The sequence below is a fragment of the Glutamicibacter protophormiae genome (genome assembly GCF_016894325.1).
Classification (GTDB): Bacteria; Actinomycetota; Actinomycetes; order Actinomycetales; family Micrococcaceae; genus Glutamicibacter; species Glutamicibacter protophormiae.
On sequence record NZ_CP069806.1, the window covers coordinates 3,442,002 to 3,467,424 of the forward strand.

General features: G+C 66.2%; 26 protein-coding genes and 1 riboswitch. Of the genes, 10 read left to right on the forward strand and 16 right to left on the reverse strand.

Features of this window, described 5'->3' with window-relative positions; genetic code table 11:
- The first annotated feature begins 35 nt into the window (after positions 1-35).
- Together JQN66_RS16075 and JQN66_RS16080 are read left to right on the forward strand one after the other, a co-directional pair.
- Positions 36-1,019 (forward strand): iron chelate uptake ABC transporter family permease subunit, encoded by a 984-nt coding sequence (locus JQN66_RS16075; RefSeq protein WP_204677656.1) that lies wholly within the window; start codon positions 36-38, stop codon positions 1,017-1,019.
- Entirely contained in the window at positions 1,016-1,771 is a 756-nt protein-coding gene (locus JQN66_RS16080; RefSeq protein ID WP_204675915.1) for an iron ABC transporter ATP-binding protein, read from the forward strand. The genes JQN66_RS16075 and JQN66_RS16080 overlap by 4 nt, the downstream gene beginning before the upstream one ends.
- A gap of 27 nt (positions 1,772-1,798) precedes the next feature.
- On the opposite strand, the gene JQN66_RS16085 is transcribed toward JQN66_RS16080, so the two are convergent.
- The 5 genes from JQN66_RS16085 to aztB all read right to left on the reverse strand — a co-directional run bounded on the left by JQN66_RS16085 (position 1,799) and on the right by aztB (position 7,457).
- Positions 1,799-2,188 carry a hypothetical protein gene (locus JQN66_RS16085; protein WP_204675916.1) on the reverse strand — a complete coding sequence of 130 codons (390 nt, stop codon included), beginning with the start codon at positions 2,186-2,188 and terminating at the stop codon, positions 1,799-1,801.
- A 902-nt stretch (positions 2,189-3,090) separates the two neighbouring features.
- Positions 3,091-4,293 (reverse strand): zinc metallochaperone AztD, encoded by a 1,203-nt coding sequence (gene aztD / locus JQN66_RS16090; protein ID WP_204675917.1) that lies wholly within the window; start codon positions 4,291-4,293, stop codon positions 3,091-3,093.
- 67 nt (positions 4,294-4,360) lie between these two features.
- Complete coding sequence (gene aztC / locus JQN66_RS16095) at positions 4,361-5,284, reverse strand: zinc ABC transporter substrate-binding protein AztC (protein ID WP_239464063.1); 924 nt, start codon at positions 5,282-5,284, stop codon at positions 4,361-4,363.
- Positions 5,281-6,552, reverse strand: a complete 1,272-nt coding sequence (locus JQN66_RS16100; RefSeq protein WP_204675918.1) for an ABC transporter — start codon at positions 6,550-6,552, stop codon at positions 5,281-5,283. Before JQN66_RS16100 ends, aztC begins: the two co-directional genes overlap by 4 nt.
- Entirely contained in the window at positions 6,549-7,457 is a 909-nt protein-coding gene (gene aztB, locus JQN66_RS16105) for a zinc ABC transporter permease AztB (protein WP_204675919.1), read from the reverse strand. The genes JQN66_RS16100 and aztB overlap by 4 nt, the downstream gene beginning before the upstream one ends.
- 23 nt (positions 7,458-7,480) lie before the next feature.
- On the opposite strand from aztB, the gene JQN66_RS16110 reads away from it, so the two are divergent.
- Together JQN66_RS16110 and JQN66_RS16115 are read left to right on the forward strand one after the other, a co-directional pair.
- Positions 7,481-8,134 (forward strand): metal ABC transporter ATP-binding protein, encoded by a 654-nt coding sequence (locus JQN66_RS16110; RefSeq protein WP_204675920.1) that lies wholly within the window; start codon positions 7,481-7,483, stop codon positions 8,132-8,134.
- A 301-nt stretch (positions 8,135-8,435) separates the two neighbouring features.
- Positions 8,436-9,263: an ABC transporter permease gene (locus JQN66_RS16115; RefSeq protein ID WP_204675921.1), complete on the forward strand. Its 828-nt coding sequence runs from the start codon at positions 8,436-8,438 to the stop codon at positions 9,261-9,263.
- Here JQN66_RS16115 and JQN66_RS16120 read toward each other — a convergent pair.
- Positions 9,151-10,338, reverse strand: a complete 1,188-nt coding sequence (locus tag JQN66_RS16120; protein ID WP_204675922.1) for an MFS transporter — start codon at positions 10,336-10,338, stop codon at positions 9,151-9,153. The two genes, JQN66_RS16115 and JQN66_RS16120, sit on opposite strands and share 113 nt — an antisense overlap.
- A 147-nt stretch (positions 10,339-10,485) precedes the next feature.
- Between JQN66_RS16120 and JQN66_RS16125 the strand changes: the two genes are divergently transcribed.
- The 6 genes from JQN66_RS16125 to JQN66_RS16150 all read left to right on the forward strand — a co-directional run bounded on the left by JQN66_RS16125 (position 10,486) and on the right by JQN66_RS16150 (position 16,396).
- Complete coding sequence (locus JQN66_RS16125; protein WP_204675923.1) at positions 10,486-11,136, forward strand: TetR/AcrR family transcriptional regulator; 651 nt, start codon at positions 10,486-10,488, stop codon at positions 11,134-11,136.
- Positions 11,133-12,728: a carboxyl transferase domain-containing protein gene (locus JQN66_RS16130; RefSeq protein ID WP_204675924.1), complete on the forward strand. Its 1,596-nt coding sequence runs from the start codon at positions 11,133-11,135 to the stop codon at positions 12,726-12,728. Before JQN66_RS16125 ends, JQN66_RS16130 begins: the two co-directional genes overlap by 4 nt.
- A gap of 2 nt (positions 12,729-12,730) precedes the next feature.
- Entirely contained in the window at positions 12,731-14,704 is a 1,974-nt protein-coding gene (locus JQN66_RS16135; RefSeq protein ID WP_275439043.1) for an ATP-binding protein, read from the forward strand.
- On the forward strand, positions 14,697-15,197 hold the full coding sequence (locus JQN66_RS16140; protein ID WP_204675926.1) for a MaoC family dehydratase: 501 nt from the start codon (positions 14,697-14,699) through the stop codon (positions 15,195-15,197). The genes JQN66_RS16135 and JQN66_RS16140 overlap by 8 nt, the downstream gene beginning before the upstream one ends.
- Positions 15,194-15,991 carry an HpcH/HpaI aldolase/citrate lyase family protein gene (locus JQN66_RS16145; RefSeq protein ID WP_204675927.1) on the forward strand — a complete coding sequence of 266 codons (798 nt, stop codon included), beginning with the start codon at positions 15,194-15,196 and terminating at the stop codon, positions 15,989-15,991. Before JQN66_RS16140 ends, JQN66_RS16145 begins: the two co-directional genes overlap by 4 nt.
- A 147-nt stretch (positions 15,992-16,138) precedes the next feature.
- Positions 16,139-16,396: a hypothetical protein gene (locus tag JQN66_RS16150; protein WP_204675928.1), complete on the forward strand. Its 258-nt coding sequence runs from the start codon at positions 16,139-16,141 to the stop codon at positions 16,394-16,396.
- Positions 16,397-16,462: 66 nt separating this feature from the next.
- On the opposite strand, the gene JQN66_RS16155 is transcribed toward JQN66_RS16150, so the two are convergent.
- From JQN66_RS16155 to JQN66_RS18640, 10 genes are all read right to left on the reverse strand, one after another.
- Complete coding sequence (locus tag JQN66_RS16155; protein WP_204675929.1) at positions 16,463-16,900, reverse strand: DUF6069 family protein; 438 nt, start codon at positions 16,898-16,900, stop codon at positions 16,463-16,465.
- Positions 16,901-17,049: 149 nt separating this feature from the next.
- Complete coding sequence (locus JQN66_RS16160) at positions 17,050-17,478, reverse strand: DUF6069 family protein (RefSeq protein ID WP_188948104.1); 429 nt, start codon at positions 17,476-17,478, stop codon at positions 17,050-17,052.
- Between the two features lie 116 nt (positions 17,479-17,594).
- Positions 17,595-19,361, reverse strand: a complete 1,767-nt coding sequence (locus tag JQN66_RS16165; protein ID WP_204675930.1) for an HNH endonuclease signature motif containing protein — start codon at positions 19,359-19,361, stop codon at positions 17,595-17,597.
- Between the two features lie 57 nt (positions 19,362-19,418).
- Positions 19,419-20,639, reverse strand: a complete 1,221-nt coding sequence (locus JQN66_RS16170) for an acyl-CoA dehydrogenase family protein (protein WP_204675931.1) — start codon at positions 20,637-20,639, stop codon at positions 19,419-19,421.
- A 28-nt stretch (positions 20,640-20,667) separates the two neighbouring features.
- Entirely contained in the window at positions 20,668-21,879 is a 1,212-nt protein-coding gene (locus tag JQN66_RS16175; RefSeq protein ID WP_204675932.1) for an acyl-CoA dehydrogenase family protein, read from the reverse strand.
- Positions 21,880-21,927: 48 nt separating this feature from the next.
- Positions 21,928-22,019, reverse strand: a riboswitch (SAM riboswitch).
- Positions 22,020-22,234: 215 nt separating this feature from the next.
- Positions 22,235-22,396 carry a hypothetical protein gene (locus JQN66_RS16180; RefSeq protein WP_204675933.1) on the reverse strand — a complete coding sequence of 54 codons (162 nt, stop codon included), beginning with the start codon at positions 22,394-22,396 and terminating at the stop codon, positions 22,235-22,237.
- 65 nt (positions 22,397-22,461) lie between these two features.
- Positions 22,462-23,295 (reverse strand): alpha/beta fold hydrolase, encoded by an 834-nt coding sequence (locus tag JQN66_RS16185; protein ID WP_204675934.1) that lies wholly within the window; start codon positions 23,293-23,295, stop codon positions 22,462-22,464.
- A 106-nt stretch (positions 23,296-23,401) separates the two neighbouring features.
- Positions 23,402-23,632, reverse strand: coding sequence for a hypothetical protein (locus JQN66_RS16190; protein WP_204675935.1), 231 nt, complete (start codon positions 23,630-23,632; stop codon positions 23,402-23,404).
- 284 nt (positions 23,633-23,916) lie between these two features.
- On the reverse strand, positions 23,917-24,576 hold the full coding sequence (locus tag JQN66_RS18635) for a GntT/GntP/DsdX family permease (RefSeq protein ID WP_275439085.1): 660 nt from the start codon (positions 24,574-24,576) through the stop codon (positions 23,917-23,919).
- A complete protein-coding gene (locus tag JQN66_RS18640; protein ID WP_275439044.1) occupies positions 24,540-25,277 on the reverse strand; it encodes a GntP family permease in 738 nt (245 codons plus the stop codon). The genes JQN66_RS18635 and JQN66_RS18640 overlap by 37 nt, the downstream gene beginning before the upstream one ends.
- Positions 25,278-25,423 lie beyond the last annotated feature (146 nt).

Sequence of the window (25,423 nt, forward strand, 5' to 3'; positions counted from 1 at the left end):
TCGCCGGCCACCATTCCTCCCGGGCCTCCGGGGCCATGCCCACCTCCAAGGTGCGCAAGCGCTACTGGATCACCTTGGGGATCATGATGGCGCTCGCGCTGCTCTTCGGCTTCGGGCTGCTGGCGTGGGACAACCCCATGCCGGTGGGCACCGAGGGATTCTGGATCATCGCGAAGATGCGGGCCGGCAGCATCCTGACCATGGCCGTGGTCGCCGCCTGCCAGGCGATCGCCACCGTCTCCTTCCAGACCGTGACCAACAACCGCCTGCTCACCCCGTCCATCATGGGCTTCGAGGCGCTGTACCGGGTGGTGCAGACCGGCGCGGTGTTCTTCCTGGGCATCGCCGGCATCACCTTCTTCAGCGGCATCGGCCAGTTCGCACTGCAGGTGGGCATCATGGTGGCGCTGTCCGTGGCGCTGTACGGCTGGCTGCTCTCCGGCAAGCTGGGCAACATCCAGATCATGCTGCTGGTGGGCATCATCATCGGCACCGGGCTGGGCTCGGTGGCCACGTTCATGCAGCGCATGCTCACCCCCAGCGAGTTCGACGTGCTCACCGCGCGGCTGTTCGGCTCGATGACCAACGCCGACATGAGCTACATGCCGCTGGCCATCCCGCTGATGCTCGTCGCCGGCGGCTACCTGGTGGCCAGCTCCAAGAAGCTGAACATCCTGGCGCTGGGCAAGGAAACCACCATCAACCTGGGGATCAACCACCGCCGCGAGGTGATGACCACGCTGTTCTTCGTCTCCATCCTGATGGCCGTGAGCACCGCGCTGGTCGGCCCGCTGACCTTCCTGGGCTTCCTGGTCGCGACCCTGGCCTACCAGCTGGCCGACACCTACGACCACCGCTTCATCTACCCGATGGCGTTCCTTGCCGGCTTCGTGGTGCTGGCCGGGTCCTACTTCATCATGAAGAACGTCTTCTACGCCCAGGGCGTGGTCGGCATCATCATCGAAGCCGTCGGCGGCATTACATTCCTCATCTTCATCCTGCGAAAGGGCCGGCTGTGATCACCCTCAACGAAGTCCAGAAGAAGTACTCCTCAGAAGTCTCGATCGGCCCGGTGACCCTGCAGATCCCCTCCGGCGGCATCACCGCGCTGGTGGGCCCGAACGGCGCCGGCAAGTCCACCATGCTGACCATGGTCGGGCGCCTGCTGGGCATCGATTCGGGCAGCATCGAGGTGGCCGGCTACGACGTCACCAAGACGAACTCCAAGGACCTGGCCAAGATCGTCTCGATCCTGCGCCAGGAAAACCACTTCGTCACCCGCCTGACCGTGCGCCAGCTGGTGGGCTTCGGCCGCTACCCGCATTCCAAGGGCCGGCTGACCACCGCCGACGAGGAGATCATCTCGCGCGCGATCGACTTCCTGGACCTCTCCGAACTGGAGGGCCGATACCTGGACGAGCTCTCCGGCGGGCAGCGCCAGCGCGCCTACGTGGCGATGGTGCTCGCGCAGGACACCGACACCGTGCTGCTGGACGAGCCGCTGAACAACCTGGACATGAAGCACTCGGTCATCATGATGCGCCACCTCAAGCGCGCCGCCGCGGAACTGAACCGCACCATCGTGATCGTGCTGCACGACATCAACTTCGCCGGGCACTACGCGGACTACATCTGCGCCATGAAGCAGGGCAAGGTCGTCGAGTTCGGCACCCCGGAGCGCATCATGTGCGACGAGATCCTCACCGATGTGTTCGAAACTCCGGTGCGCGTGATCGCCGGCCCGGAAGGCCCGCTGGCGGTGTACTACTAGCCGGCTGCCGGCTCGGTCCTTCAGTAATTATCGCTGGCGTTCAATGAGACTGGTCATCGCGGGTACGGTAAACGCGATGCACCCACGCTGCGGTGCATAAATAATCCCCTTAGAAATCAGCGAAGCCCTTGACGGCGCCAACGCCTGTGCAGATTTTCCAGACGTTGAGCGATGTGCGCGCTTCGTGGAGCCGTCATCTCTTTCGACAGCCATGGCCTTCATATACTCACGTTCCGCCGGGGTGGCGCGCTCCCAGCGCGATGGGAAGAATCCTGAGTCCAAACGTGCCCTGCCGAGTTCTTTGGCGGTCTGGGCGTTCTGCAATGAGAAGGGCGAACCCGTTGCGACCATCCATATCGCACTGCCAAAGTCCTGCAGAAAATACGGGCAGTTACCCGCTACATTAACAATGTGCATCCAAGACATCCTCAGAATAAAACTGGCCCATTTGCCGGGCAGGTTTCGCAAGGGATTCTCGTGCTGCCTCTTCGTCCAGTTCCTGCATCTCATCAATAAAAAATCATAAGCGCGCCATGTTCATGCCTCACCGCAAGCGAAATGTTTTCTATTACATCTTGCGGATCAAGCTCCAGCAATCTGAGTCAATGCCGCGATGTCGTTATCGCGACCCGTTAGTACCTTTGGAACCATGCCAACGCAAGGACAATAAGGATTCAGGTCTGGATCCGCTCCGGCTGCCCTCGCTATAAAAAAGTATATGTGTGTATAAGATTTTTTATACTTCGTTATATTCGGGTAGGCACGAGGTCCCCTGATACAGACGACATTGACAAATTGGCAGCAGAAAGCGTCGCTAACCCTGTTTCAGCGACGTTGGAGATGTGCTTCCAGCTGTCACCCATGTCCGACGAAGTCAGCAGGAGCACCGGGTTGGCCGTGCCGGCCTGGATTACGCGGCGCAGCCGGGAGATGCACAGCTGAATTTCCCCCGCATTCGCTACGTGCTCCGAGCCCCAGATCCCGCCAACCCAATTCCCATGACGGCTCCTATCACCAGAGCCTTTCCCCGCATGCCCGGGACCGACACGACCTTCGAGCGGCTCGCCATGCCGACCGCGGTGCAGCACCAGGCGATAGAACTGATCAGTAGACAGTTGGAAAAAATTCAAGCCGTAGCCGTAAACAGAAACAGGGGAACGCTGGGATCCTCGCAATTTTTGCGGATCCCAGCGTTTTCCTTAACATAACTCCAGCTCAGAACCGCATAGGTTCGTCTCCATGCCGATGAGCCGGACCGAAGTCAAACATGAATTCACACGAGATCCTCTGCAACCGGTTCCAGAATACGGAAAACTTGGCTATCGGCTTATGGCGGCTGCCATTTCATTCGGAACGCCGTCGAGCGTGACACTCGCAGTCTTTTCGCCCGTTGCAAGGTTCACCGCATGGACTTGCTTGTTATGCGGATCAGCCACGTAGGCCGTGTCTCCGTTCACGGTCAGCGCCGGGTGCGCGTCCTGCCAATTCTTCGGCCCTTCCCATGGATCGATCACAGGGTATTGCCCGGTGACTTTACCGGTGGCCGGATCCAGGACATGAATCGACCCGTCGGTCGCGAGGATATAGGCACGATCCTGCGGGCCGCGAACTACTCCTCTCCACGTGTATTTGAGATCCCCCGGCAGGTCCAGGACCTTGTAACTTTGCTTTTCGGTATCGATCAATGCCACTTTTCCCAGCAGGTACCCCTCATCGTCCGGGTCGTTCTTGTAATCGCCGATAATCAACGGGCTGGATTCGGAGACGAAGGCATTGCCCATGCGTCCATACTTATCTGGTGCGGTGAACTTGTCGAAGCGTCCATCATGATAGAGCAACGCCCCGTCCTCGCAGCCGAAGACCACTGCTTCGCCGGCGGCAGTGCCTTCTCCGTGCACGCCCGGACAATCCTCGTTCCGAGCGATCTCGTTCCCCTGTTCGTCGAGCGCCTTGGCTCCGCTACGTGATTGCGCGGTGCCCACTGTTGTCACCAACGTGCCGTCCGAGAGTTTGACTGACACCCCATGATGCGCCTCCTGGCCTGCCACGACATCGGTTTGGGGCAAATCGTTCCCGCTACTTGCAAGACTGGAGGATTCGAAAAACGTTGTGTCTCCGGTGCCATCGTCAAACAGGATGGTCTTTCCATCGTGGCGCACCACGTGCCCCGGTGCTTTCGCGGCGAAGGTCGCTTGGCGCATTTCCGGAGCCTTGGTGTCGAGCACCTGGAATCCTTTTGATGTCGTCACAAGCACGCTGCGTCCGTCTCCGGCTGCGTTCAGGCGCGTAAACGCCTCGCTGTCGAAGCTTTGCCTGACTTCCAGGCTCTGGCCGTCGAGTACCGCGATGCCGTTTTCATAGGAAACCGCCAGCGCAGCGGAACCAGCTGTTTCTTCTGGCCCCGCGGAGGAATTGGAGGCCGCATCGCTGGTTGACGCGCACGCTGTGGCGGCCAGCGCAAGCACCGCAAGTGAGGAAAGCATGCCGAAAGATCGGCGGTGTGTCTTGTACATATGGTTCATTACCTTTCTTGTACGTGGATCAGGAGCATTGGTAGGTTCCTGAACACTTTTTCGTTCAGTGGGGTCGTCAGCCGAGCCCTCGGGTGATACGTTCGGTATTCGTTGTCATCATTTCCAGATAGTTGGAGGCGCCCTGTCCGGACTCGGTCAGGGATTCGGTGAACAACTCGATGACCGCGACCTGGACTTCGGATTCCCTGGCGAGAGCTTGAACCAGCCGATCCGGTTGTGAGGAGTCAGCGAAGATCGCCGGGACCTGTGCCTTGCGGATCGCATCCGCCAGGTCTTTCAGATCAGCGGCACTTGGCGAAGCGAGCGTGGTACCACCAGGAATCACGGCACCGATCACGCGGAAATCGAAGCGTTCGGCAAGGTACCCGAAAACGTGGTGGTTGGTCACCAGCGCACGGCGTTCGGAGGGGATCAGCGCAAAGGAATCGGACATTCGCCGATCTAGCTGCACCACTTGCTCGCGGAACGAAGCAGATGCACGTTCCAATTGCTGCGGGTCCACACCATCGACGGCGCGTAATTCTGTTGTCAGGGCGTCAATGACGTCGAGCATCCGAGCAGGATCCGTCCAGAAATGGGGATCGGGTGTGTTATTGCCCGCTTCGGAGTTATAGGCGATTGGCTCCAGGTGATCCCCCGCCACAAATCGCCGCGTTCCCGAAGCAGCAGCTGATTCAAGGTGCTGCTCCAGCCCTTCTTCAAGTCCCATTCCATTCGATATCAGCAGATCGGCGTGCGATAACTCCGAAGCTTCGCGCGCAGAAATTTCGAATGAATGGGGATCGGCATTCGGTTTCATCAAGGTGCTTACCTCAGCGGCGCCCCCAACCAAGTTTTTGGTTACGTCGCCGAGAATATTGGTGGTGACCACAATGCGCGCAGTGCCATCCGCCGTGCCCTCGGGAACACAACCTGACAACAGGAAGCTGGCCAGCACCATGGCGAAGGCGCCGAATGTACGAATATTGCTTTTGTTCATCGTCCGGTCACCGCCATGAAAACCGGTTTGGCAGCAGTGTCAATCTTCCTGGCAATGCGTGCCCCATCGGCAAAGGCAATCTCATGCACGGTTCCGGCCGCCGGATCATTGACATAGGCTCGCTGTTGGTCCGTCACCAATTCGACACCGGCGAGCGATTCCTGATCTTCGAGGGATTTGGCCAGCAATGGCTTGGAGACGTCGGGTCGGTCATTGCTGTTGAGCTTCTGAACGTGGATACGTCCCGACGTATCCACTGCGACTACGTGCCCTTCCTTGTCGTCTACCGCGCTCACCTTCAGCAGCGGAACATCGGCCAGAATACGCCGCCATGTTCCTTCGCGCACGTCAAGCACCCATGCGCCATGATTACCGGCCACTGCAGCGACACTGGTGCGTCCCTTGCGCCCGTCGAAACGCTCTGCCCGATCTTCCGCTTTGGTCCCCGTGGGGTAGGAGATGCGCTGGTAGTGCGGTGCGCCGCCGCTGGCCTCGTCCACGGTGGCGACCAGGGCACCCCCGGCGCAGCCGATGACCAATCCCGCAGGCGTGTTGGCAGATCCGCTGGCGTCTTCGCACTCCGTTTCAGTTCCAGGGACAGGCTGTCCCGAGGATCCGATGAACTGGACTGCCAATGATGTGCCGTTGTCGCCGGCGACCGTAACCACTGCTCCGTCCCCCAGCGGCGCAACAAGACCCTTGTGTACGCCCGCGTCGACCTCGAAAACGGACTTCAGGCGCCCTTCGGCAAGTTCCGCGTTATCCAACAGCACGGCTTTTCCAGTGTCTCGGAAGAAAACACCCGTGCCGCCGGAGGTGGACAACGCCGATCCGGTGACCGTTGCTTGTGCTCCCCCTTGCAGTGTTCCCACGCTTCGAGGCGCGGCCCGGTAATAGTGGAAATGGTCTCCATGAGCCCAGCTCCACATCCCACTGTCAATGATCGACAGCCCGTCGCGCGTCGAGGCGAAGACGTATCGTCCGTCGCTGGCGAGTGCGGTTGGTACACCGAGAGTTTCCAAACGAGATTCCGTGCCATCCAGCAAATCGGTAGTACTCGCGTGGCCCATGGCATCAACGGCAACGACGTTCAGCGGTGCTTCGGTGCTCTCTTGGGCCCCCTGTACCGTGCCATGCATGGAATCATCGGGGTAGCTCGCACCCGTCACTGGTTCAGCTGGTGGGGGTTGTTCTGTGGACACAACGCAGCCAGTCAGCGAAGCCAGGGCTACTGCCGTCACGGCGAAGGATGCAAAGACGCGATTCATGTCGTTCTTTCGAATTCGGGAATGGATAGTTCAGAAGCTGCACGAGGTTCAAGATTCGTGGCGCGCAGCCGGTTGGCCGCAATTCGGCAGAAGGCCGACAACCCGGCGATGAGGATCGCGCTACCTGCAATCGTGGCCCCCGCAGCGGTGCCGAAGTACCACGACATCAGCAGGCCGCATACAACGGAAACGGCACCGAAAATGGCAGCCAAGCACATGGTGGTGTGGATGCGAGTAGACCAGCGGTTTGCTGCCACCACGGGAGCCAGCAGCAGTCCGACCACCAAGAGTGTTCCCACAGCTTGGAAAGACGCCGTAACCGCCAACGTCACCAAGCCCACCAAGACCACCTGCGTCAGCCGAGGTCGCAGTCCCAACGTGGCAGCAATGCGCTCGTCGAAGGCCGTAGCGGTGAAATTGCGGTGGAACTTCACTGCGATGAACAGCGCGATACCCAGCCCTGCACACAAAATCAGCAGGTCCGTGTCCTTAAGTGCGAGAATGTCGCCGAAAAGCATGGTTGTCGCGTCCGTGGCGAAGCTACGCGAATGGGAAACCACGATGACACCAATCGAGAGCATTGCCACGAACAACAGACCGATACTCGTGTCGAAAGACATCCGCCCCCGTCGTTGCAGTACCCCGATGGCGGCACTCATCGCCGCAGCGCTGACAGCGGCTCCGAGAATCAGTGGCAGCCCGAATACCGTAGCCAGGGCAACCCCGGGAAGCATTCCATGGCCCAAGGCTTCTCCGAGGAAAGCCATTCCCCGGATCACCACCCAGGTCCCAGTGATAGCACAAATCGTGGCTGCTAAGGTTCCACCTATTACCGCTCGAAGCATGAAGTCTGTCTGCAGAGGCTCAATCAACACAGCAAGAAACTTATCGTTAATGAGAATCATTAGCAATTTGATAGGGTGGGAACATGGATGACCTGCCTACAATCACCGCAGAAAAACTGTGTTTTTCCTACACCGATACAGACGTCTTGCATGACGTCACCCTCCAGTTAACTCCGGGGAGCATCTTGGGGATTGTCGGCCCGAACGGATCGGGCAAGTCGACACTGATTTCTCTGCTCGCCGGCCTGCGGCGGCCACAGCGTGGAGACATCCAATGGCGAGGAGCAGTGGCATTGGTCGTACAAAGCAGCCAAGCCCCCGACTCACTGCCCCTGACCGTGGGTGACGTGGTCCGCATGGGCACTTGGCGCTGCCGCATACCGCGCCGTCTAGCGGATAAGCGCGCTGCCACGGCAATGCACCGCGTAGGAATGCAAGGACTCGAAGACCGACCATTCAATGCGATTTCCGGGGGCCAGCGCCAACGCACCCTGCTGGCCCAGGCACTAGCCCAGAACGCCCCTACGCTGATCTTGGACGAACCGACGACCGGGCTGGACAAGGAAAGCCGTCGGCGGATCTACCAAGCAGTGGTCGAAGAGGCTGCAATGGGCCGGGCTGTCGCTCTGGTAAGCCACGATAGTCACGGGTTGGCGATCTGTGATCGGGTCATGCTTCTGGAAGCTGGTCGCATCGTCCCCGATACGATGACCGCACCTGCCGAGACCGATATCTAGATGGTTTCCGCAGCGTCAGGACGGGCGGCCCAACCGAGATCACGCCGCACCTGCAGCGCGCCTCGACATATTCAGATTCGGGAACAATCCGTCATCGCCAGCGTCCTTTCTACCGAACGCTCCGGGCTTGCCAGCGGCTTGCCCCGGCCGGCCCAAACACTCTCCGTCATCCGGGGTGCGTCCGCGCAATCCGCACTAAACGTCTGCGGGACCCCATGCACCCGGGCTGGATAGGATAGCGCGGAGGCATTGGGCCTACTCGACCGGCAATCGCCGTCGGCCGACGAATGAAGGGCTGCCGATGGACGGGAACCATTCCCTGCTGAATACCGGGACAGGCATGTGGATCATGCTGGCCCTGCTCGCCGCGGCGACCGCCGTGGTGGCCAGCCGCTTCCTGATGCTTCCGGCCCGGGCCATTCTGTTGGCCGTGGTGCGCGCGCTGGCGCAGATGATTCTGGTGGCCCTGCTGATTTCCCAGGTCTCCCGTTCCGCGGCGCTAACCGCGGAGTTTTTGGTGCCGATGTTCGCGATCGCGACGCTGACCTCCACCCGGCGCATCGGGACGCTTTCCTGGTGGGTCCCGGCGGCCGCAATGGCCGGAGGCGTGCTGCCGGTGCTCGCGCTGATGATCGCCTTCGGGGTACTGCCCTTCTCGCCGCTGGCGATGATCGCAATTGCTGGCCAGCTGTTTGGCGGGGCGATGAGCGCGGTGAACCTCGCTGGGCGACGGCTGCACCAGGAAATGGAACGGCGCACCGGGGAGGTCGAAGCCGCGCTCGCCTTGGGTTTCAGAATGCGGGACGCGCGTAGCCTGGTCGCCCGGCCGGTGGCCGCGGAGGCGCTGCTGCCGGGACTGGACCAGACCCGCGCCGTGGGCACGTTGACGCTACCCGGCGCGTTCGTCGGGCTGGTGCTGGGCGGGGCGAGCCCGCTGGAAGCCGGGCTGGTGCAGCTGATTGTGCTGGTGAACCTGATGGCGGTTCAGGCGGTGGCGGTGAGCCTGCTGGCAGAGCTTATCGACCGGCGGGTCGGCGTGCGCGCAGCACCGGCGAGCAGAGCAGCACGATCAGCCCGGCGATCGGCACCACCAGCAGGCCCGCGCGCAGCGAGAAATTCTGCGCGATGAATCCCACCAGCGGCGGGGAAAGCAGGAAACCCAGCCGCATCAGCCAGGAAACGATGCTCAGCCCGGTGCCCGGGGCCAGGCCCGGGATCCGGTCGGCCTGCTCCATGGCCGCCGGCACCAGCGTGGCCACCCCGAACCCAGCGGCGGCGAAGCCCAGCAGGCTGCCGGGAATGCTCGGGAAGGCCAGCGCCAGGCCCATGCCGCCTGCCACCAGCACCGCGCCGAGCTGCGCGATGAGCCGCTGGCCGAAGCGGTGCACCATCGAATCCCCCAGGATGCGGCCGATGAACTGGGCCCCGACCAGCGCGATATAGCCCGAGGCGGCCAGCGCGGACGGCGCGCCCAGCGATCCCAGATACAGCGTGGCCCACGAGTTGCCCGCGTCCTCCACCATGATGCCGGCCGAGGCGATCAGCACCAACGCCGCGATGACCACGGTGATCCGTGCGCGCGACGCCGCCGGCACGGGCTCGGCGGCAACAGAGTGCTCTTCCACCGGCTCGACGGGCCCGCGGGCCGGCAGGCAGAATTTCCACGCGGTCAGCGCCACGGCGGCGAAGATCAGCCAGGAGATCGCGAAGTGCGCGCCCAGCGGCAGGCCCAGCGCCATGGCGCCGGCCGCCATGAGGCCGCCGAGCACCGCGCCGACGGACCACAGCGCGTGGAATGAATTCAGGATCGGGCGGCCGTAGCGCCGCTGTACCTGCAGGCCGTGCGCGTTCTGCGCGACGTCGGTGATCGCGTCCATCGCCCCGCCGACGACGAAGGCCGCCGCCACCAGCGCCAGGCTTCCGGCCGAACCGGCGCCCAGCACCGCCAGGCCCGTGGCCAGCGTGCCGAGCACCGCGACCGCTGCCGATCCGAAACGCCGGATCAGCGACCCGGCGGCCAGCCCGGCGACGATCGCGCCCACCGGCCAGGCGGTGACCAGCAGGCCGTAGGCTCCGGCTTCCAGGCCCAGCTGCGCCTTGAACTCGGGCAGTCGCGGAGCCATGTTGGCGAACAGCGCCCCGTTGGTCAGGAACAGCGCGGCGACGGCCCCGCGGGCGCGGCGGTTCTCGCGGGTGTGAAGCATGGGCTCCTTCCAGGTCGCGGGATTCCATCATGTCACGGCGCTTCCCCGGCGGCGGCGCCACGGCTTAACCGGGAAACCCAATCAAGTGATTGACATCACTTGGCGGCGTGCGGTGTACTGGGGGTCAATCGATCGATTGGGAGCGGCATGCAACTGGGACAGATCCACAAGGCGGCGGTGTCCTGCTTTGCGCGGCAGGGGTTCGCGGCTACCGGGATCCGGGAGCTGGGCGCCGCGGTCGGGCTGAATTCGGCGACCCTCTACCACTACGTCGGCGGCAAGCAGGAGCTGCTGCTGGGCGTGATCCGCAACTGCCTGGACGCGATGATCGACGGCGCGCAGGACGCCATCGAGGACGCCGACCCCGCGCAACGGCTGGCCTCGCTGGTCGCCTTCCACGTCGGCTTCACCGCCACCAACCCGCAGACCGCGCGCGTGGCCGAATACGAGATGCGCTCGCTGTCCGGCGAGCACCGCGCGGCCATGCAGTCCCTGCGCGACGAGTATGAGCAGCTGTTCACCGACGCGCTGGCCGACGGCGAGCGCGCGGGCCTGTTCCACGCCCCGGATGCGGGCATGGCGCGGCTGGCCATCATGGAGATGGGCACCGGCGTCGCGCACTGGTACCGCCCCGGCGGGCGGCTGGCCCTGGCCCAGGTGCAGGCGAACTTCATCGAGATGGCCCTGCGCATCCTGGCCGCCGACCCGGCCGTGCCCGATCAGCTGCCCGTCCCCGCCCGGCTGGACAGCGAACCGCACGAAACCGAAGAACCCCGCGACCCCGAAGGAGCACGATGAAGACCCTGCCCACGCACGTCGACCCGGATTCCGCGGAATTCGCCCGCCGCCGTGGCGAGTACGAGCCGCTGGTCGAACAGCTCTACGAGCGCCTGGCCCGGGCCGCGCGCGGCGGCTCGGAGAAGTCGCGCCAACGCCACGTGGAGCGCGGCAAGCTGCTGCCCCGCGACCGCGTGGACCGGCTGCTGGATGACGGCTCGCCCTTCCTGGAGGTCGCGCCGCTGGCCGCGGAGGGGATGTACGACGGCGCCAGCCCCGGCGCGGGCATGATCGCCGGCATCGGGCTGGTGCACGGCCGGCACGTGATGGTGGTGGCCAACGACCCCACCGTCAAGGGCGGCACCTACTTCCCGATGACCGTGAAGAAGCACCTGCGCGCGCAGGAGATCGCGCTGGAGAACCGGCTGCCCTGCGTGTACCTGGTGGACTCGGGCGGCGCATTCCTGCCGATGCAGGACGAGGTGTTCCCGGACCGCGAGCACTTCGGGCGGATCTTCTACAACCAGGCCAACCTCTCCGCGGCCAGGATCCCGCAGCTGGCCGCGGTGCTCGGCTCCTGCACCGCCGGCGGCGCCTACGTGCCGGCGATGAGCGACGAGACGGTGATCGTGCGCAACCAGGGCACCATCTTCCTGGGCGGCCCGCCGCTGGTGAAGGCCGCGATCGGCGAGGTGGTCACCGCGGAAGAGCTCGGCGGAGGGGAACTGCACGCGAAGACCTCCGGGGTGGTGGACCACCTGGCGGAGAACGACGAGCACGCGCTGGTGATCCTGCGCGACATCATCTCCACGCTGGAGGACCCGGCGCCGCAGCCCGCCGCCGAATTCAGCGAGCCGCTCTACGACGCGGCCGAGCTGGCAGGCATCGTCCCGGTGGACGTCAACGCCCCCTACGAGGTGCGCGAGGTGATCGCCCGGCTGGTGGACGGCAGCGAATTCCACGAGTTCAAGGCCGAGTACGGCGCCACCCTGGTCACCGGGTTCGCGCGGCTGTACGGGCACCGCGTGGGCATCGTGGCGAACAACGGGGTGCTGTTCTCCGAGTCGGCGCTGAAGGGCGCGCACTTCATCCAGCTCTGCGACCAGCGCGGCATCCCGCTGGTCTTCCTGCAGAACCTTGCAGGCTTCATGGTCGGCCGGGACTACGAGGCCGACGGCATCGCCAAGCACGGGGCGAAGATGGTCACCGCGGTGGCCACCGCCCGGGTGCCCAAGTTCACCGTGGTCATCGGCGGCTCCTTCGGCGCGGGCAACTACTCGATGTGCGGGCGCGCCTACAGCCCCCGCTTTTTGTGGATGTGGCCGGGCGCGCGCATCTCCGTGATGGGCGGGGCCCAGGCCTCCAGCGTGCTGGCCACGGTCAAGCGCGACGGGTTGGCGCCCGGGACCCAGTGGTCCGCGCAGGACGAAGAGGCCTTCAAGGCGCCGATCCGCGAGCAGTACGAAACCCAGGGCAGCCCCTGGTATTCCACCGCCCGGCTGTGGGACGACGGGGTCATCGCCCCCGCCGACACCCGCCGCGTGCTCGGCCTGGCGCTGGACGCCTGCGCCGGGCCGCTGCCGGACACCACCTTCGGCCTGTTCAGGATGTGACCATGTTCGACACAGTACTCGTTGCCAACCGCGGGGAGATCGCCGTGCGCGTGATCCGCACCCTGCGCGCCATGGGCCTCCGTTCGGCCGCCGTCTACTCCGACGCCGACGCCGGCTCCCCGCACGTGGCCGCCGCCGACGTGGCAGTGCGCCTGGGCCCCGCCCCGGCCGCGTACAGCTACCTCGACATCGAGGCGATCCTGTCCGCCTGCCGGGCCGTCGGCGCGCAGGCGGTGCACCCGGGCTACGGCTTCCTCTCGGAGAACGTGGACTTCGCCCGTGCCCTTCAAACCGCCGGCATCACCTTCATCGGCCCGCCGGTTCACGCCATCAACCTGATGGGCGACAAGATCCGCGCGAAGAACCACGTCACCGCCCACCAAGTGCCGACCACCCCGGGCATCGCCGAACCCGGGCTCGACGACGCCGCGCTGGCCGCCGCCGCGGCGGGCGTCGGCTACCCGCTGCTGATCAAGCCCTCGGCCGGCGGCGGCGGCAAGGGCATGGTCGAGGTCCGCTCCCCCGAGGACCTGCCCGAGGCGCTGGCCAGCGCCCGGCGCACCGCCGCCGCGGCGTTCGGCGACGACACCCTGTTCCTGGAGCGCCTGGTGCCCAGCCCCCGGCACATCGAGGTGCAGATCCTGGCCGACGCCCACGGCACCGTCCTGCACCTGGGCGAACGCGAATGCTCGCTGCAGCGCCGGCACCAGAAGGTCATCGAGGAGGCCCCCTCCCCGCTGGTGGACGCCGCGCTGCGTTCCCGGCTGGGCGCCGCGGCCGTCGCGGCGGCCGCCTCGGTGGGCTACGTCGGGGCCGGCACCGTCGAGTTCCTGCTCAGCGACGCGAACCCGGACGAGTTCTACTTCATGGAGATGAACACCCGGCTGCAGGTCGAGCACCCGGTCACCGAGCAGGTGGTGCGGGTGCGCGGCGAGCGGCTCGACCTGGTGGCCTGGCAGGTGCGCATCGCCGCCGGCCAGCCGCTGGACTTTGGCCAGGAGGAGGTGGGCTGGCAGGGGCACGCGATCGAGGCGCGGCTCTACGCGGAGGACCCGGCCGCCGGCTTCCTGCCCTCCATCGGCACCGTGGGCAAGCTGCGGCTGCCCGGCCACGTGCGCGTGGACGCCGCGCTGCGCGAAGGCCAGCAGATCAGCCCGCACTACGACCCGATGCTGGCCAAGGTGATCGCCGACGGCCCCGACCGCCCCGCCGCGCTGCGCGCCCTGGACCGGGCGCTGGCAGACACCGTGGTGCTGGGCGTGAAAACCAACATCGAGTACCTGCGCCTGCTGCTGGCCGATCCGGACGTGGCCGCCGGCAACCTGGACACCACGCTGATCGAGCGCCGCAGCTTCGAGTTCCGCCGGATCTCCGCCGCCGAGCTGGCCCTGGCCGCGCACCTGCTCAGCCCTGCGCCCGGCACCGGCCCCTGGGCAGCCGACGGCTGGCGGCCGGGCGCCCCGGCCCCGCGCCGCCTGCAGCTGGAAGCCGACGGTGAGCTGGTCGAGGTTGACTTGGCCGCCGGCGCCGCGCTGGTGGATGGCGAGCCCCACCGGCTGCTCGACACCCCCAACGGGGTGCAGGTCGACGGGCAGCTGGCGCGCATCAGCTGGGCGCGCGAGGGCGACACCCTCTGGCTGGGCTCGGCGGGCTGGAGCACCGCGGTGCGCCGCCGGGGCCGGCGCGAGCAGGTCCCCGAGGCCGCCGGCGCCGCAGGCATCTCCCCGCACGTCAGCTCCCCCATGCCCGGGACCGTGATCGCGGTGAAGGCGGCCGACGGCGACGCGGTCACCGCCGGGCAGGTGCTGCTGATCGTGGAGGCGATGAAGATGGAGCACCAGCTGGCCTCCCCCGCCGACGGGATCGTGCGCATGCCCGCGCTGAAACCCGGCGACCTGGTCACCACCAAGCAGACCCTTGCCACCATCGAGCCGAGCACCGATGATGGGCATACGCGAAAGGACCAACATGGCTAACCGCATCGTGCAGCGCGGGCTGTACCTGGACGAACTGACCGCCGGCGAGCTCTACGAGCACCGCCCCGGACGCACGATCACCGAGTCGGACAACGTGCTGTTCACGACGCTGACCATGAACAACCAGGGCCTGCACCTGGACGCCGCCTGGGCCGCCACGCAGCCCTTCGGCAAGCCGCTGGTCAACTCCCTGTTCACCCTGGGCACCATGATCGGCCAATCGGTGCCGCAGCTGACCGAGGGCACCATCATCGGACAGCTGGGGCTGGACGCGGTCAGCTTCCCGCACCCGGTGTTCCACGGGGACACCCTGTACACCGAGACCGAGATCGTCGAGGTCCGCCCCTCGAAATCCCGCCCCGGCCAGGGCATCGCCACCCTGCGGCACACCGGGCGCAACCAGGACGGGGTGGTTGTCGCGACCGCCACCCGCACCTGCCTGATGTGGACCAAGGCCGCCCACGAGGCGGCGCTGAGCAAGGAGAAGTCATGAAACTCGGACCCGCCATCCTGTTCTGCCCGGCCGACCGGCCCGACCGCTACGCCAAGGCCGCCGACCGCGCCGACACCGTCATCCTGGACCTGGAGGACGCCGTCGCCCCGGAGCGCAAGGAAGCCGCCCGGCAGGCCGTGCTGGACAGCTCGCTGGACCCCGAACGCACCATCGTGCGCGTGAACCCGTTCGACACCAACTACATCGTCGCCGACCTGCGCGCGGTCAAGCAGGCCGGCTACACCCGGATCATGCTGCCCAAATGCGAATCCGCCGAGCAGGTGCTGAAGCTGGATCCCTTCGAGGTGATTGCGCTGTGCGAAACCGCCCGCGGCATCAACGCGGCCGCGCAGATCGCGGCGGCGGCCAACGTCTCCGCCCTGATGTGGGGCGCCGAGGACCTGACCGCCTCGCTGGGCGGCACCTCCTCGCGCCACCCGGACGGCGGCTACCGGGACGTCTCCCGCTTCGCCCGCGCGCAGGTGCTGCTGCAGGCGGCCGCGCACGGCAAGGGATCCATCGACTCCGTCTACCTGGACATCGCGGATCTGGACGGGCTGCGGGTTGAGGCGGCCGACGCCGCCGCCAGCGGCTTCACCGCCAAAGCCAGCATCCATCCCAGCCAGATGCAGGTCATCCGCGACGCCTTCGCCCCTTCGGATGAACAACTGGACCGGGCGAGGCGGCTGCTGGCTGCCGCCACCGGGAACTCCGGCGCCTTCACCTTCGAAGGTCAGATGGTCGACGAGCCGTTGCTGCGGCAGGCCCGGGCCATCGTGGAGGGCGGAAAGTGACGGCCTGTTAAGCACACCGGGAAAGCGCGCCCCGTACTGGCCTCCGACATGGACCGCGGAGCGTTTGGCCGCCCATGGCTCCTGCGCCTAGCGTTGATGATGCGCCGCCTGGACAGGCCACGCGGCTCGAACGCTCAAAGGTAGTTCATGTCTTCCACTCGCAAGCCCGGCTATGACACCTTGGTCTTTTTCTGGTGCGCCATCATCTGCTGGGTCTTGGGCATTGCATCCAGCGGCGCCAACGCTTACTTCATGCAGAACGGTGCAATCACCATCAACTCATGGAGGCTGACGGTGGCCTCCATGTCGGCCATCGGCCTTTTCCTACTGGCCGGAATCTTCTCCATCGTGGTCCTGCACAAGATCATCGCGATGCTGATCTATCTGGTCCACCGCAAGCCTTAGGGATCCCCCGGGATGCAAAAATCGGCATCGGAAGCGACTTCCGATGCCGACATTTTCAGCCTGGCGTTAGGCGACAGCGACTGCCTGCGCTTCGGTATGCAGTTTCTTGTTTCCGTAGTGCACGGCGAAGAACCATGCAACACCGGTCATGACGTGGATGATGCTCAGCGTGAAGGCGGTGGCGACATCGGCGGAGTTCATGATCGGGAAGGCGATCGACGCCACGGCGATGACCAGGCCGATCCACTGGGCCACCTTGGTGACGCCCTTCTTGGCCCGGCCGAGCAGGAACACCACGAAGCCCAAGACAACTATCGAAGCCCAGGTGTAGCCCAGAACCTGGGCGAAGTGCACGACGTCGTGCGAAGTTTCACCGATCTGCATCGTGGCTCCGGCCGAGCCGCCGATGAAGAAGATGATGACGTTGAGGTAGCCTGCGCCGAGCGCGGCGATGGCTACCTGGATGAAGTTGAATGGGCTGTTTGGGGTTCCCTGCGGGGCCATTGGCGTTCCCTAAAATATCGTTGACAGTTCTCAACGATTCTATAGTCGAACACAACCGGCCAAAACCCTTGGGCCGGGTGACTTCCGCAACACCCGGCCCGCACCGGTTATCCGCGAGTTGGCACGCCCCCGGAACGTGCCAAGCCCAATCAGCCGGCCATGGCTCGCTCGTTGGCCTTCTTGTTGGAATTGTTCACCGCGATGTACCAGCTGGCGCCGACGATCACGTGCATGATGGCGACCGCGATCGCGCTTCCCGCATCCTCGGCGAAGAACAGCTGCGTCACGGCCGAGAGGAGCAGCAGGGCAAGCCCGATCACCTGGGCGATGCGGCAGAATCCCGGACGGCCGCGTGCGATGAGGAAGGTCAGGAAGCCGAGCACCACGATCGGAGGCACGGTGAACCGAATGATGTGGATGAAATCGAAGTTCTGGAACATCCCGTCGGAGAATTTCATGGACGCCCCGGCGGCCTCCGCGATGAAGAAAGTGAGTGCGCTCAGGGCCATGGCGCCAAAGGCTGCGATCAACACCTGGACGAAGTTAAACGGCATTTTGAATTTGACGTCAGCTTGCATGGCTGACCATCTCCTTTGATATGAAAAACCGAACACCCGTCCTTTCACTGTACGCCCGAAAACAACGTTTGGACCCGGCGATTTTCCGGCTCGCGGTTTCGCTCGCCCGGGCGCGCTCAGGCCTCGGCGATGGTCACTTCCAGCTTGCCTGCTTTCCAGAGCTGGGTCGCTTCAGCGGCCCAAGCCAGGGCGCGTTTCGACTCGGCAGGCGTGAGGAAGTGAGTGTTGATGTGAAGCCGTTGCTCGGGGTCCACGCTCTTGGGCAGCAGCACCATGGGCCTGCTGCCTTCGACCTTGACTGCGTGGAACAACCCGCAGTGGCGCCCGATGTGGTGCACCGTGCAGTAGAGGTCGCCGCGGTCGATGTCCGTCCGGCCTCCCTTTTCCCACGCGTCCAGATGGTCGAGTTCGCAGCGTTCGGCGGGCATGGTGCACCCTGGAAAGGCGCAGCCGCGCCGTGCGGTGCGCAGGGCCTTGGCCTGGCTCTTGGAAAACAGCCGCTGCGAGCGGCCGAGGTTGAGGATCCTGTCGCGCCCGTTCAGGACCACCGGGTAGATGCCTGCGTTGCAGACCGCCGCCCTGGCCTCGCCGGCGGAAATCGGCTTGCCCGTGATGGTGACCGCGAAATCCTGCCCTTCTTCGACCATCTTGTCGTAGTCGATGATGATGCCGACCTCGGTGGCAGAGCCTCGGCGCTTGCCGGTTCCGGAGGATCTGAGCGTCGCAAGCAGGCCCATCAGGTGGCGCAGTTCGGGCCGCATCTCCTCGAAGGGAACCAGCAGCTCGGCGGCCTCAGCGCCTGCCGAAGGTTCGTCATCGCCAGGCTCCCGATCGGGGTCCGGATCGGAGTCCGGCTCCGAGTCCGGGCAATCGCTGGCATCTTCATGCTCCGTGTCGCCGGTATCCGGGTATTCGTGGTGCGGATCCTCAGTGGCGGCGTCGTCGGCTTCCTCGGGGTCCTGCGCCCAATCGGGCATGGTATCCGAGTCATCCCAGTCCGGCGGGGCGGGGTCGCCGTTTTCGGCGGCGAGATCCTCGGCGGCCTGGCGGTGGAGGTCCTCGCGGTTGCCGGCCTCGGTTTTGGGGTTGTCCACCTTGCGCAGGTGCGCGTCGAGGACCTCGGCCTGCGAGGGCAGCAGGCGCAGCAGGTAGTTTTCCAGCCCCTTGCGGCGGCCGAGCTTGAACAGGCCGATCTCCGAGAGCAGCGCGCCCAGCGGCCGCTTGCCGGATTTGAGCTGGTGAATCAGGTCGGCGACGTGCTTGCGGGCGGTTGCGGGCTGTTCGCGGATCAGCGCGACGGCCTCGGCCTGGATGCCGGCGCGGGCCCGCTCCCCGGCGGGGCCGGGGCCGAAGTCCTTCTGGGCGCCGTGGATCAGGCGGGAGGCGGAAAGCACCAGGCGCGGGTCGGAGCGCGGGGCGGTGAATTCGGCGGCCAGCTGAGGCAGCAGCGGCTGCGCGCGGTGGCCGGCGGTGGTGACCTGGGCGATGAGGCAGTCGGCCTGGGCCAGCCGGTCGCGGGCGGTGCCCAGCGGGATGCCCAGCCAGTTGTGCAGCAGTCCGACGGTGTTCTTGTAGGGCGTGCGGCCCATGGTGGTGCGCCCGGCGGCGCGGGCGAGGTCCTCGGCGGAGGGCTGCGCGCCGACATCGGCGATGGCTTGGAAGGAGTCGGCGTCCAGCTGGTGGGCGCCGGTGCGACGCAGCAGGTCGGCGGCGAAGAGCTGGGCGCGGGCGAACTCCTGGCCCAGCTGTTCGACAAGCAGCGCGAAGTAGGCGGCGTGGCCGGCGGGGAGGTCCGCGTCGGCCGCCTCCGCCCAGGCCGCGGCGATGAGGCTGCGGGCCTCGGCCAGTTTCCCGACCGCTTCGGTGCTTGTGGTGTGCTCCATGTCCCCAGCCTGCGGCGGGCGCCGAGGGGGCGGACCGCCGCAGCTGCGGATTGTGGATTACTTCGAGGCGCCGATCGCCCAGACGCGGGGCAGCTGCGTGCCGTTGACCGCGAGGTCGCCGATCAGCCGCGCCTTGAACACCCACGGGTTGTGGTTGCCGGCGGTGCGGGCGTTGCGCCAATGGCGGTCCAGGTTCTTGGACACGCTGGTGGCGGAGGCGGCGAGCGCGTCGAAGGCGTGGGTGAGCGCGGTGAGCACCAGCGGGGTCAGCACCACCTGCCCCTGGGCGGAGGCGAGCTCGGCCGCGTCGTTGGCGGCCTCGTCGGCTTCCGCGCTGCCGCCGGAGTGCAGCGCGAGCGCCGACTCGTAGGCGCCCTGCAGCGCCGTGGAGACGCGCTCCACGGTGGCCGCGGCGGCGAAGGCGGCGGCGGAAACCTCGCCGATGACCTGCAGCAGCTGCGGATCCTGCCCGGCGATATTGGCCGCGGCGTGGCTGAAGGTGCGTTTGCGGGCCGCCAGCTGCGCGGCGAATTCGCGCTCGGCGGCCCGGGCGGAACCGGCGAGCACCGCCAGCAGCACCTGCTGGTAGAACGCGGTCTGGTACTTGAAGCGGGTGTCGAACTCGATCAGCTCTTCCACGGCCGCGCCGGTGAACGTGGAGGTGCCGGTGCCGGTGGTGCGCTGGCCGAAGCCGTCCCAGTCCTCGGACAGGGCCACACCCGGCTGGTGGCGGCGGACGGCGGCGATGACGCGGGTTTTGGTGTCGGTGCGTTCGGCGTAGGTGTCCAGCCAGTCGGCGAAGATCGAGCCGGTGGAGTAGTACTTGGCGCCGGTGATGCTGAAGCCGCCGGCCCCGTCCGGGCTGACCTTGGTGATCACCTCGCCCACCCTCACGGCGCCGACCTCGGTCCAGGAGTTGCCGACCAGCTCGCCGGCGGCGAAGCGGGCCAGCCAGGTGTCGCGGCCGGGGCCCGGGGCGGCGACCAGGCGGTCCTCCACGAAGGCGAAGTGCGCGCGCAGCGCCTGGGCGATGTTGGAGTCGGCCGCGGCCAGCTCGGTGAGCAGCTCGAACAGCTCGGGCAGGGTGGCGCCGGCCCCGCCGTGGGAGACGGGCACGCGGATCGCGCCGAAGCCGGCGGCGGCCAGGTCGGCGACCTGCTGGTAGGGCAGGGCGCCGGTGCGGTCGCGCTCGGCGGCGCCGGCCGCGATCTTCTCGAAGTGCGGGGCGAAGCGGGCGGTGAGTTCTGCCAGGCGGGTGCGGGTGGCAAGTGCGGTCATGGTGCGGTCCTTTCAGGCGGTGGAATGTTTAGGTGTACAGCGACAGCGGCTGCGATTCGCCGCGCAGGAAGTACGCGCCGACCTCGATCTTCTTGTAGTCCACCGGGTCGTGCAGCGAGTGCGTGCGCACGTTGCGCCAGAACAGGTCCAGCCCGACGCCGCTCTGGGTGGAGGAGGAACCAGTGACCTCGAAGATGCGGTTGGCGACCTCCACGCCGGCCTCGGTGGCCACGACCTTCAGCTCCGCGATCGCCACGGCCAGTTCCGCGCGCTGCGGCTGGGTGACCGCGCCGGCCAGCGAGAGCAGCGCATCGAACCTGCGGCCCAGCTTCTCGGCCAGGGCGGCGACGGCGGCGGTGCGGGCCTTCAGCTCGCCCACGGTGCGCTGGAACACCGGATCCTGCGAGTAGGTCTCCGCCGCTGAGAGGAACCAGGCGTTCTTGCGCCCCAGCAGGATCTGCTTGCCGCGTTCCAGCGCGCCCTCGGCGATGCCCACGTAGAAGTTGGCGAAGGCCAGCTGGATGCCCGGGGTGAGCAGGGTGGAGACCGGCTCGTCGGTGACCGGGCCCAGCACGTCGGCCGGCTCGATGCGCACGTTGCGGTACACCAGCGAGTTCGACGCGCTCAGCCGCTGGCCCAGGTAGTCCCAGTCGTCGACGATCTCCAGCCCCTGCGCATCGCGCGGCACCACGAAGGCCAGCAGCTCGCCGGTGCCTTCGACCTGGGCGTTCACGACGATCACCTCGCCCACCCCGGATCCGGTGGAGAAGCGCTTGGCGCCGTTCAGCCGGTAGCCGGCGCCCTCGCGGGTCAGCACGAGGGTCGGGTCCACCGGGTTGACCGAGTCGCCCCACAGCCAGCGTTCCTCCACGGTGCGCCGCCACCAGGCGGCCTGCGCCTCGGCCGGGGCGTAGAACGCGATGGAAGACTGGTTGATGTAGTGGTAGGCCAGCAGCTGGGAGATCGACCCGTCGGCGGCGGCCAGGATGCGGATGACCTCGAAGGCGGTCTCGAAGTGCCCTCCGGCGCCGCCGAATTCGGCGGGGGCCAGCAGGTCCAGCAGCCCTGCCTCGCGCAAGAGCCGCACCTCCGCGAAGGGCTGCGCGTTGGCGCGGTCGCGGGCCAGCGCGTCGGCGGCCAGGGTGCCGGCGACCTGGCGGGCGATGCCGCGCCAGTGCTCCAGTTCGGTCTCGCTGGCGGTGCCGGCGTAGGGGACGCGGGGCAGTGCGGTGACGGTCATGATCGGGCTCCTTGGACATCGTGTTCCGAGGGATTCCGGGGTTCCCGGGCTCCATCGAACCTGGCGGTAGCACTGCCTGCGGAAGTGCAGGTTTGCTGCGGCGTCGCGGAGCCAGGTCTCTCAGCCGCTCTGGATGGTGTGCACCGATTCAAGCACGCCCCCGGAGCGCTCGGGAACCGCGCCGTCACGCGGCGGAACGCACCGCAAGACGGCGTCATATTCGGCCGGCGCGCGGCGGGCCGGAGCGCCGAACATGTCGCCGCATGACGCCTGCGGGACGCGGTGTGCCGCGCGCCGGGCACGGCGAAACCTCCGGGCGGCGGGGCCATCCGGAGGTTTCGAAGGGTTCAGCGGGTCAGCGCCCGCGCTTCATGAAGGCGTTGACGTCGTCGCTGTTGAACAGGTCCGGAACGGTCCAGCCATCCAGGTTGTATTCGCCCATGCACTGTTCGACCATGCCGTTCATCAGGCCGACGGCGCCGGACTGCTTGGCGTGCATCAGCATCTCGATGCGCACGTTCTCGTGGTTGCCCGAGTAGCTGCGCTCTTAGAGCTCGTGGCGGCCGCCGAATTCGGAGCCGGCTAGCGGGAGAGGAAGCCCAGCAGCAGGTCGTTGACCTCCTTGGCATGGGTCCACAGCAGCCCGTGCGGCGCGCCCTCGACCTCGTGGTACTCGGCGGCCGGCAGCGCCGCGGCGAAGCGCCGTCCGGTGACGTCGATCGGCAGGATTTGGTCCGCAGTGCCGTGCACGATCAGCGCCGGCACGTCGATCTTGGGGATGTCTTCGCGGAAGTCGGTCACCCAGGTCAGCTGGGCGGCCACCGAGGCGTAGGGCGAGGCCGCGTAGGCCAGCGCCTTGTTCGCGGCCAGCGCCTCCTCGCTCAGCCGGCTGCCCAGGAACGTCTCGGTGTTGAAGAAGTTCTCGAAGAAGCCGGTGAAGAACGCATAGCGGTCCTTCTTCACTGCCTCCAGCATCGGGTCGAAGACCTCCTGCGGCACCCCCTCGGGGTTGTCCGCGGTCTGCAGGATGAACGGCTCCAGCGACCCCAGGAACGCGGCCTTGGCGATGCGCCCGGAACCGTAGGTGGACAGATAGCGCGCCACCTCGCCGGTGCCCATGGAAAAGCCCACCAGCACGGCATCCTGCACGTCGAGGGTTTCCAGCAGCGTGTGCAGGTCGGCGGCGAAGGTGTCGTAGTCATAACCCGTGGTGGTTTTGGAGCTCTTGCCGAAGCCCCGGCGGTCGTAGGTGATGACCCGGTAGCCGGCACCGAGCAGCGCCGCGGTCTGCAGTTCCCAGGAGGATCCGTCCAGCGGGTAGCCGTGGATCAGCACCACCGGCTGCCCGGAGCCGTGGTCCTCGTAGTACAGCTCGATGTCGGTGGTGTTCTCTTCTGCCACTTTCACGGTTGCCATGCTGGCCCTTTCGCCGACGGGGTCGCGGCGTCCGCCGCGCTGCCTCCCACGCTAGGCATCGACCCGCGCCGGTGGCAAGGGTTTGGCGCAAAGCGCCAGCGGGGCCTCAGTTCAGATAGGTGCGCGCGACGCTGAAGGCCGTGCGCTCCAGCAGCGTCAGCGCGGCGGCGTCAGCTGCCGTCGGCGGGAAGAATCCGAGGAGGCTGATGCCGGTCGGGACCTGGAGGTCTTCGACGACGGGCCGGGCCTGGCCGACAGCGATTCCGTGGTTGAACAAGAATTCGCCGAAGCACTGGAGCAGGCATGAAGCAGCCTGGCCCGGCGCTCCCAGCAGCACGGCAGCACCTAGGTCTTGCCGTGCAAGTACTTGACCGCACCGGAGGTTGCCATCTGGGGCGCAGCAGGTCCGCCATGCTTCGTGAGCGCTGGGCCTACCCGGTTGCAGTTGGTGCCTGCCAGCCGCCGCCCACGCAGCCCCGGGGCATGTGCGTGCCGGTGGCCTGCTGGTCCTCGCCCCGGTGCTCCCACCCGTTCGCGGACCGGAAACCGCAAGCCCGGGCAGGGCAGCGTCGGGTCCGATGCAACGGGCCGCACCGGTGTGCGGCCCGTTTCAGGCAAGGTCTAGAGCAGCACCACACCCAGCACCAGCACGGTGGCAAAGGCCGCCGTACCCTGGATCGCGGTCGCCACGCTCAGGGTCTTGTAGGCGGTGATCACCGGAATGCGGCTGAGCTGGGACACCACCCAGAAGTAGGAGTCGTTGGCGTGCGAAACCACCATCGCGCCAGCGCCCACGGCCAGGACGCTGAGCACCATGCCCATATCGGAGTCCAGGCCCAGCGAGCCGAGCATCGGGGCAACGAGTGCAGAGGTGGTCACCATGGACACCGTGGAGGAACCCTGCGCCGATTTCAGCGCGGCGGCGATCAGGAACGGCACCGCCAGGCCCAGGCCCAGCCCGCTGAGCGAATCGGAGAGGAACGTGGTCAGCGCGGAAGCGGCCAGCACAGCGCCCAGGGCGGCGCCGGCACCGGTGATCAGCAGGATCGGTGCGGCGGTGCGCACTGCTTCGTGCATCTGCTCGTTGAAGTCCGCAAGCTTCTTGTCCCCGCGCAGCAGCAAGGTCGCGACCAGCAGGCCGAAAATCAGCGCGATCACCGGGGTTCCGATGAAGGAGAACACCTCCAGCGCGGTTCCTTCACCGAAGGGATGCGAGGGGAGCTTGGCCACCGAGGCGCCGCAGATCAGCAGCAACGGGACCAGGATCGGCAGGAAAGCCAAGAACGGGTGGGGGAGCTTGCCGAAGCTGGCGCGCAGCTGCTCGTAGTCCAGGTCCGCGAGGTCGTGCTCGTCCTCGGACGGCAAGGGGTCCACTTGGACTTGTTGAAACGGCTTGCATAGAACAACCCGGCAAGCGCCGAGACCGCGGCGACCGGCAGGCCCACCGCGATGATCAAACCGAGGTTGTCGGCAATGCCGATGCTCTCGGCGGCGGCCAGCGGGCCCGGGGTGGGCGGAACCATGGTGTGGGTGGCGTAGAGACCCGTCATCAGGGCGATGGAGGTGGCCAGCGCGGAGACTCCGGTGCGCAGCGTGATGGCCTTGCGCAGCGAATTAAGTACCACGTACCCCGAGTCGCAGAAGACAGGGATGGACACGATGTAGCCGATGATCGACAGCGTCAGGTTGGGGAACCGCGTGCCCAGGACCTTAATCAGCGCATCCGCCATGGAGATCGCGGCACCGGATTTCTCCAGGATCACACCGATCATTGTTCCGAACAGGATCACCAGACCGATGTTGCCCATGGTGCTGCCGAAGGCCGTGGTGACCGTCGAGGCCACGTCGGCCAGCGGAATCCGGTAGGCGAAGGCGGCCAGGATGGCGGCGCCAATGAGGGCGAGGAATGGACTGATCTTAAATCGTGCCGTGACCAAGACAATGGCCACAACGAGGATCAGCAGAACTAGCAGTTCATACACGGCGGGTTGGCTCCTTTGCCAATTACGGTAGTTCTCTGCGCCCATTCCGCAATGACGCAACCGCCGGATCAGTCCAGTCGGCAAAGCTGCTCAAAGCCTTGACTGTTGGACTAGATGCCTCTGTGCCGCCACGGAATTCGGGCGCA

Bases quoted from the DNA above. Each gene is read 5' to 3' on its own strand.
- JQN66_RS16110 (WP_204675920.1), top strand. From the start codon at position 7,481: ATGGATGACCTGCCTACAATCACCGCAGAAAAACTGTGTTTTTCCTAC.
- JQN66_RS16100 (WP_204675918.1), bottom strand. From the start codon at position 6,552: ATGAATCGCGTCTTTGCATCCTTCGCCGTGACGGCAGTAGCCCTGGCT.
- aztB (WP_204675919.1), bottom strand. From the start codon at position 7,457: ATGATTCTCATTAACGATAAGTTTCTTGCTGTGTTGATTGAGCCTCTG.
- JQN66_RS16160 (WP_188948104.1), bottom strand. From the start codon at position 17,478: ATGCAAGCTGACGTCAAATTCAAAATGCCGTTTAACTTCGTCCAGGTG.
- JQN66_RS16085 (WP_204675916.1), bottom strand. From the start codon at position 2,188: ATGCACATTGTTAATGTAGCGGGTAACTGCCCGTATTTTCTGCAGGAC.
- JQN66_RS16150 (WP_204675928.1), top strand. From the start codon at position 16,139: ATGTCTTCCACTCGCAAGCCCGGCTATGACACCTTGGTCTTTTTCTGG.
- JQN66_RS16145 (WP_204675927.1), top strand. From the start codon at position 15,194: ATGAAACTCGGACCCGCCATCCTGTTCTGCCCGGCCGACCGGCCCGAC.
- aztC (WP_239464063.1), bottom strand. From the start codon at position 5,284: ATGAACAAAAGCAATATTCGTACATTCGGCGCCTTCGCCATGGTGCTG.
- JQN66_RS16175 (WP_204675932.1), bottom strand. From the start codon at position 21,879: ATGACCGTCACCGCACTGCCCCGCGTCCCCTACGCCGGCACCGCCAGC.
- aztD (WP_204675917.1), bottom strand. From the start codon at position 4,293: ATGAACCATATGTACAAGACACACCGCCGATCTTTCGGCATGCTTTCC.
- JQN66_RS16140 (WP_204675926.1), top strand. From the start codon at position 14,697: ATGGCTAACCGCATCGTGCAGCGCGGGCTGTACCTGGACGAACTGACC.
- JQN66_RS16185 (WP_204675934.1), bottom strand. From the start codon at position 23,295: ATGGCAACCGTGAAAGTGGCAGAAGAGAACACCACCGACATCGAGCTG.
- JQN66_RS16120 (WP_204675922.1), bottom strand. From the start codon at position 10,338: ATGCTTCACACCCGCGAGAACCGCCGCGCCCGCGGGGCCGTCGCCGCG.
- JQN66_RS16165 (WP_204675930.1), bottom strand. From the start codon at position 19,361: ATGGAGCACACCACAAGCACCGAAGCGGTCGGGAAACTGGCCGAGGCC.
- JQN66_RS16135 (WP_275439043.1), top strand. From the start codon at position 12,731: ATGTTCGACACAGTACTCGTTGCCAACCGCGGGGAGATCGCCGTGCGC.
- JQN66_RS16115 (WP_204675921.1), top strand. From the start codon at position 8,436: ATGGACGGGAACCATTCCCTGCTGAATACCGGGACAGGCATGTGGATC.
- JQN66_RS16075 (WP_204677656.1), top strand. From the start codon at position 36: ATGCCCACCTCCAAGGTGCGCAAGCGCTACTGGATCACCTTGGGGATC.
- JQN66_RS16125 (WP_204675923.1), top strand. From the start codon at position 10,486: ATGCAACTGGGACAGATCCACAAGGCGGCGGTGTCCTGCTTTGCGCGG.
- JQN66_RS16170 (WP_204675931.1), bottom strand. From the start codon at position 20,639: ATGACCGCACTTGCCACCCGCACCCGCCTGGCAGAACTCACCGCCCGC.
- JQN66_RS16130 (WP_204675924.1), top strand. From the start codon at position 11,133: ATGAAGACCCTGCCCACGCACGTCGACCCGGATTCCGCGGAATTCGCC.
- JQN66_RS16155 (WP_204675929.1), bottom strand. From the start codon at position 16,900: ATGGCCCCGCAGGGAACCCCAAACAGCCCATTCAACTTCATCCAGGTA.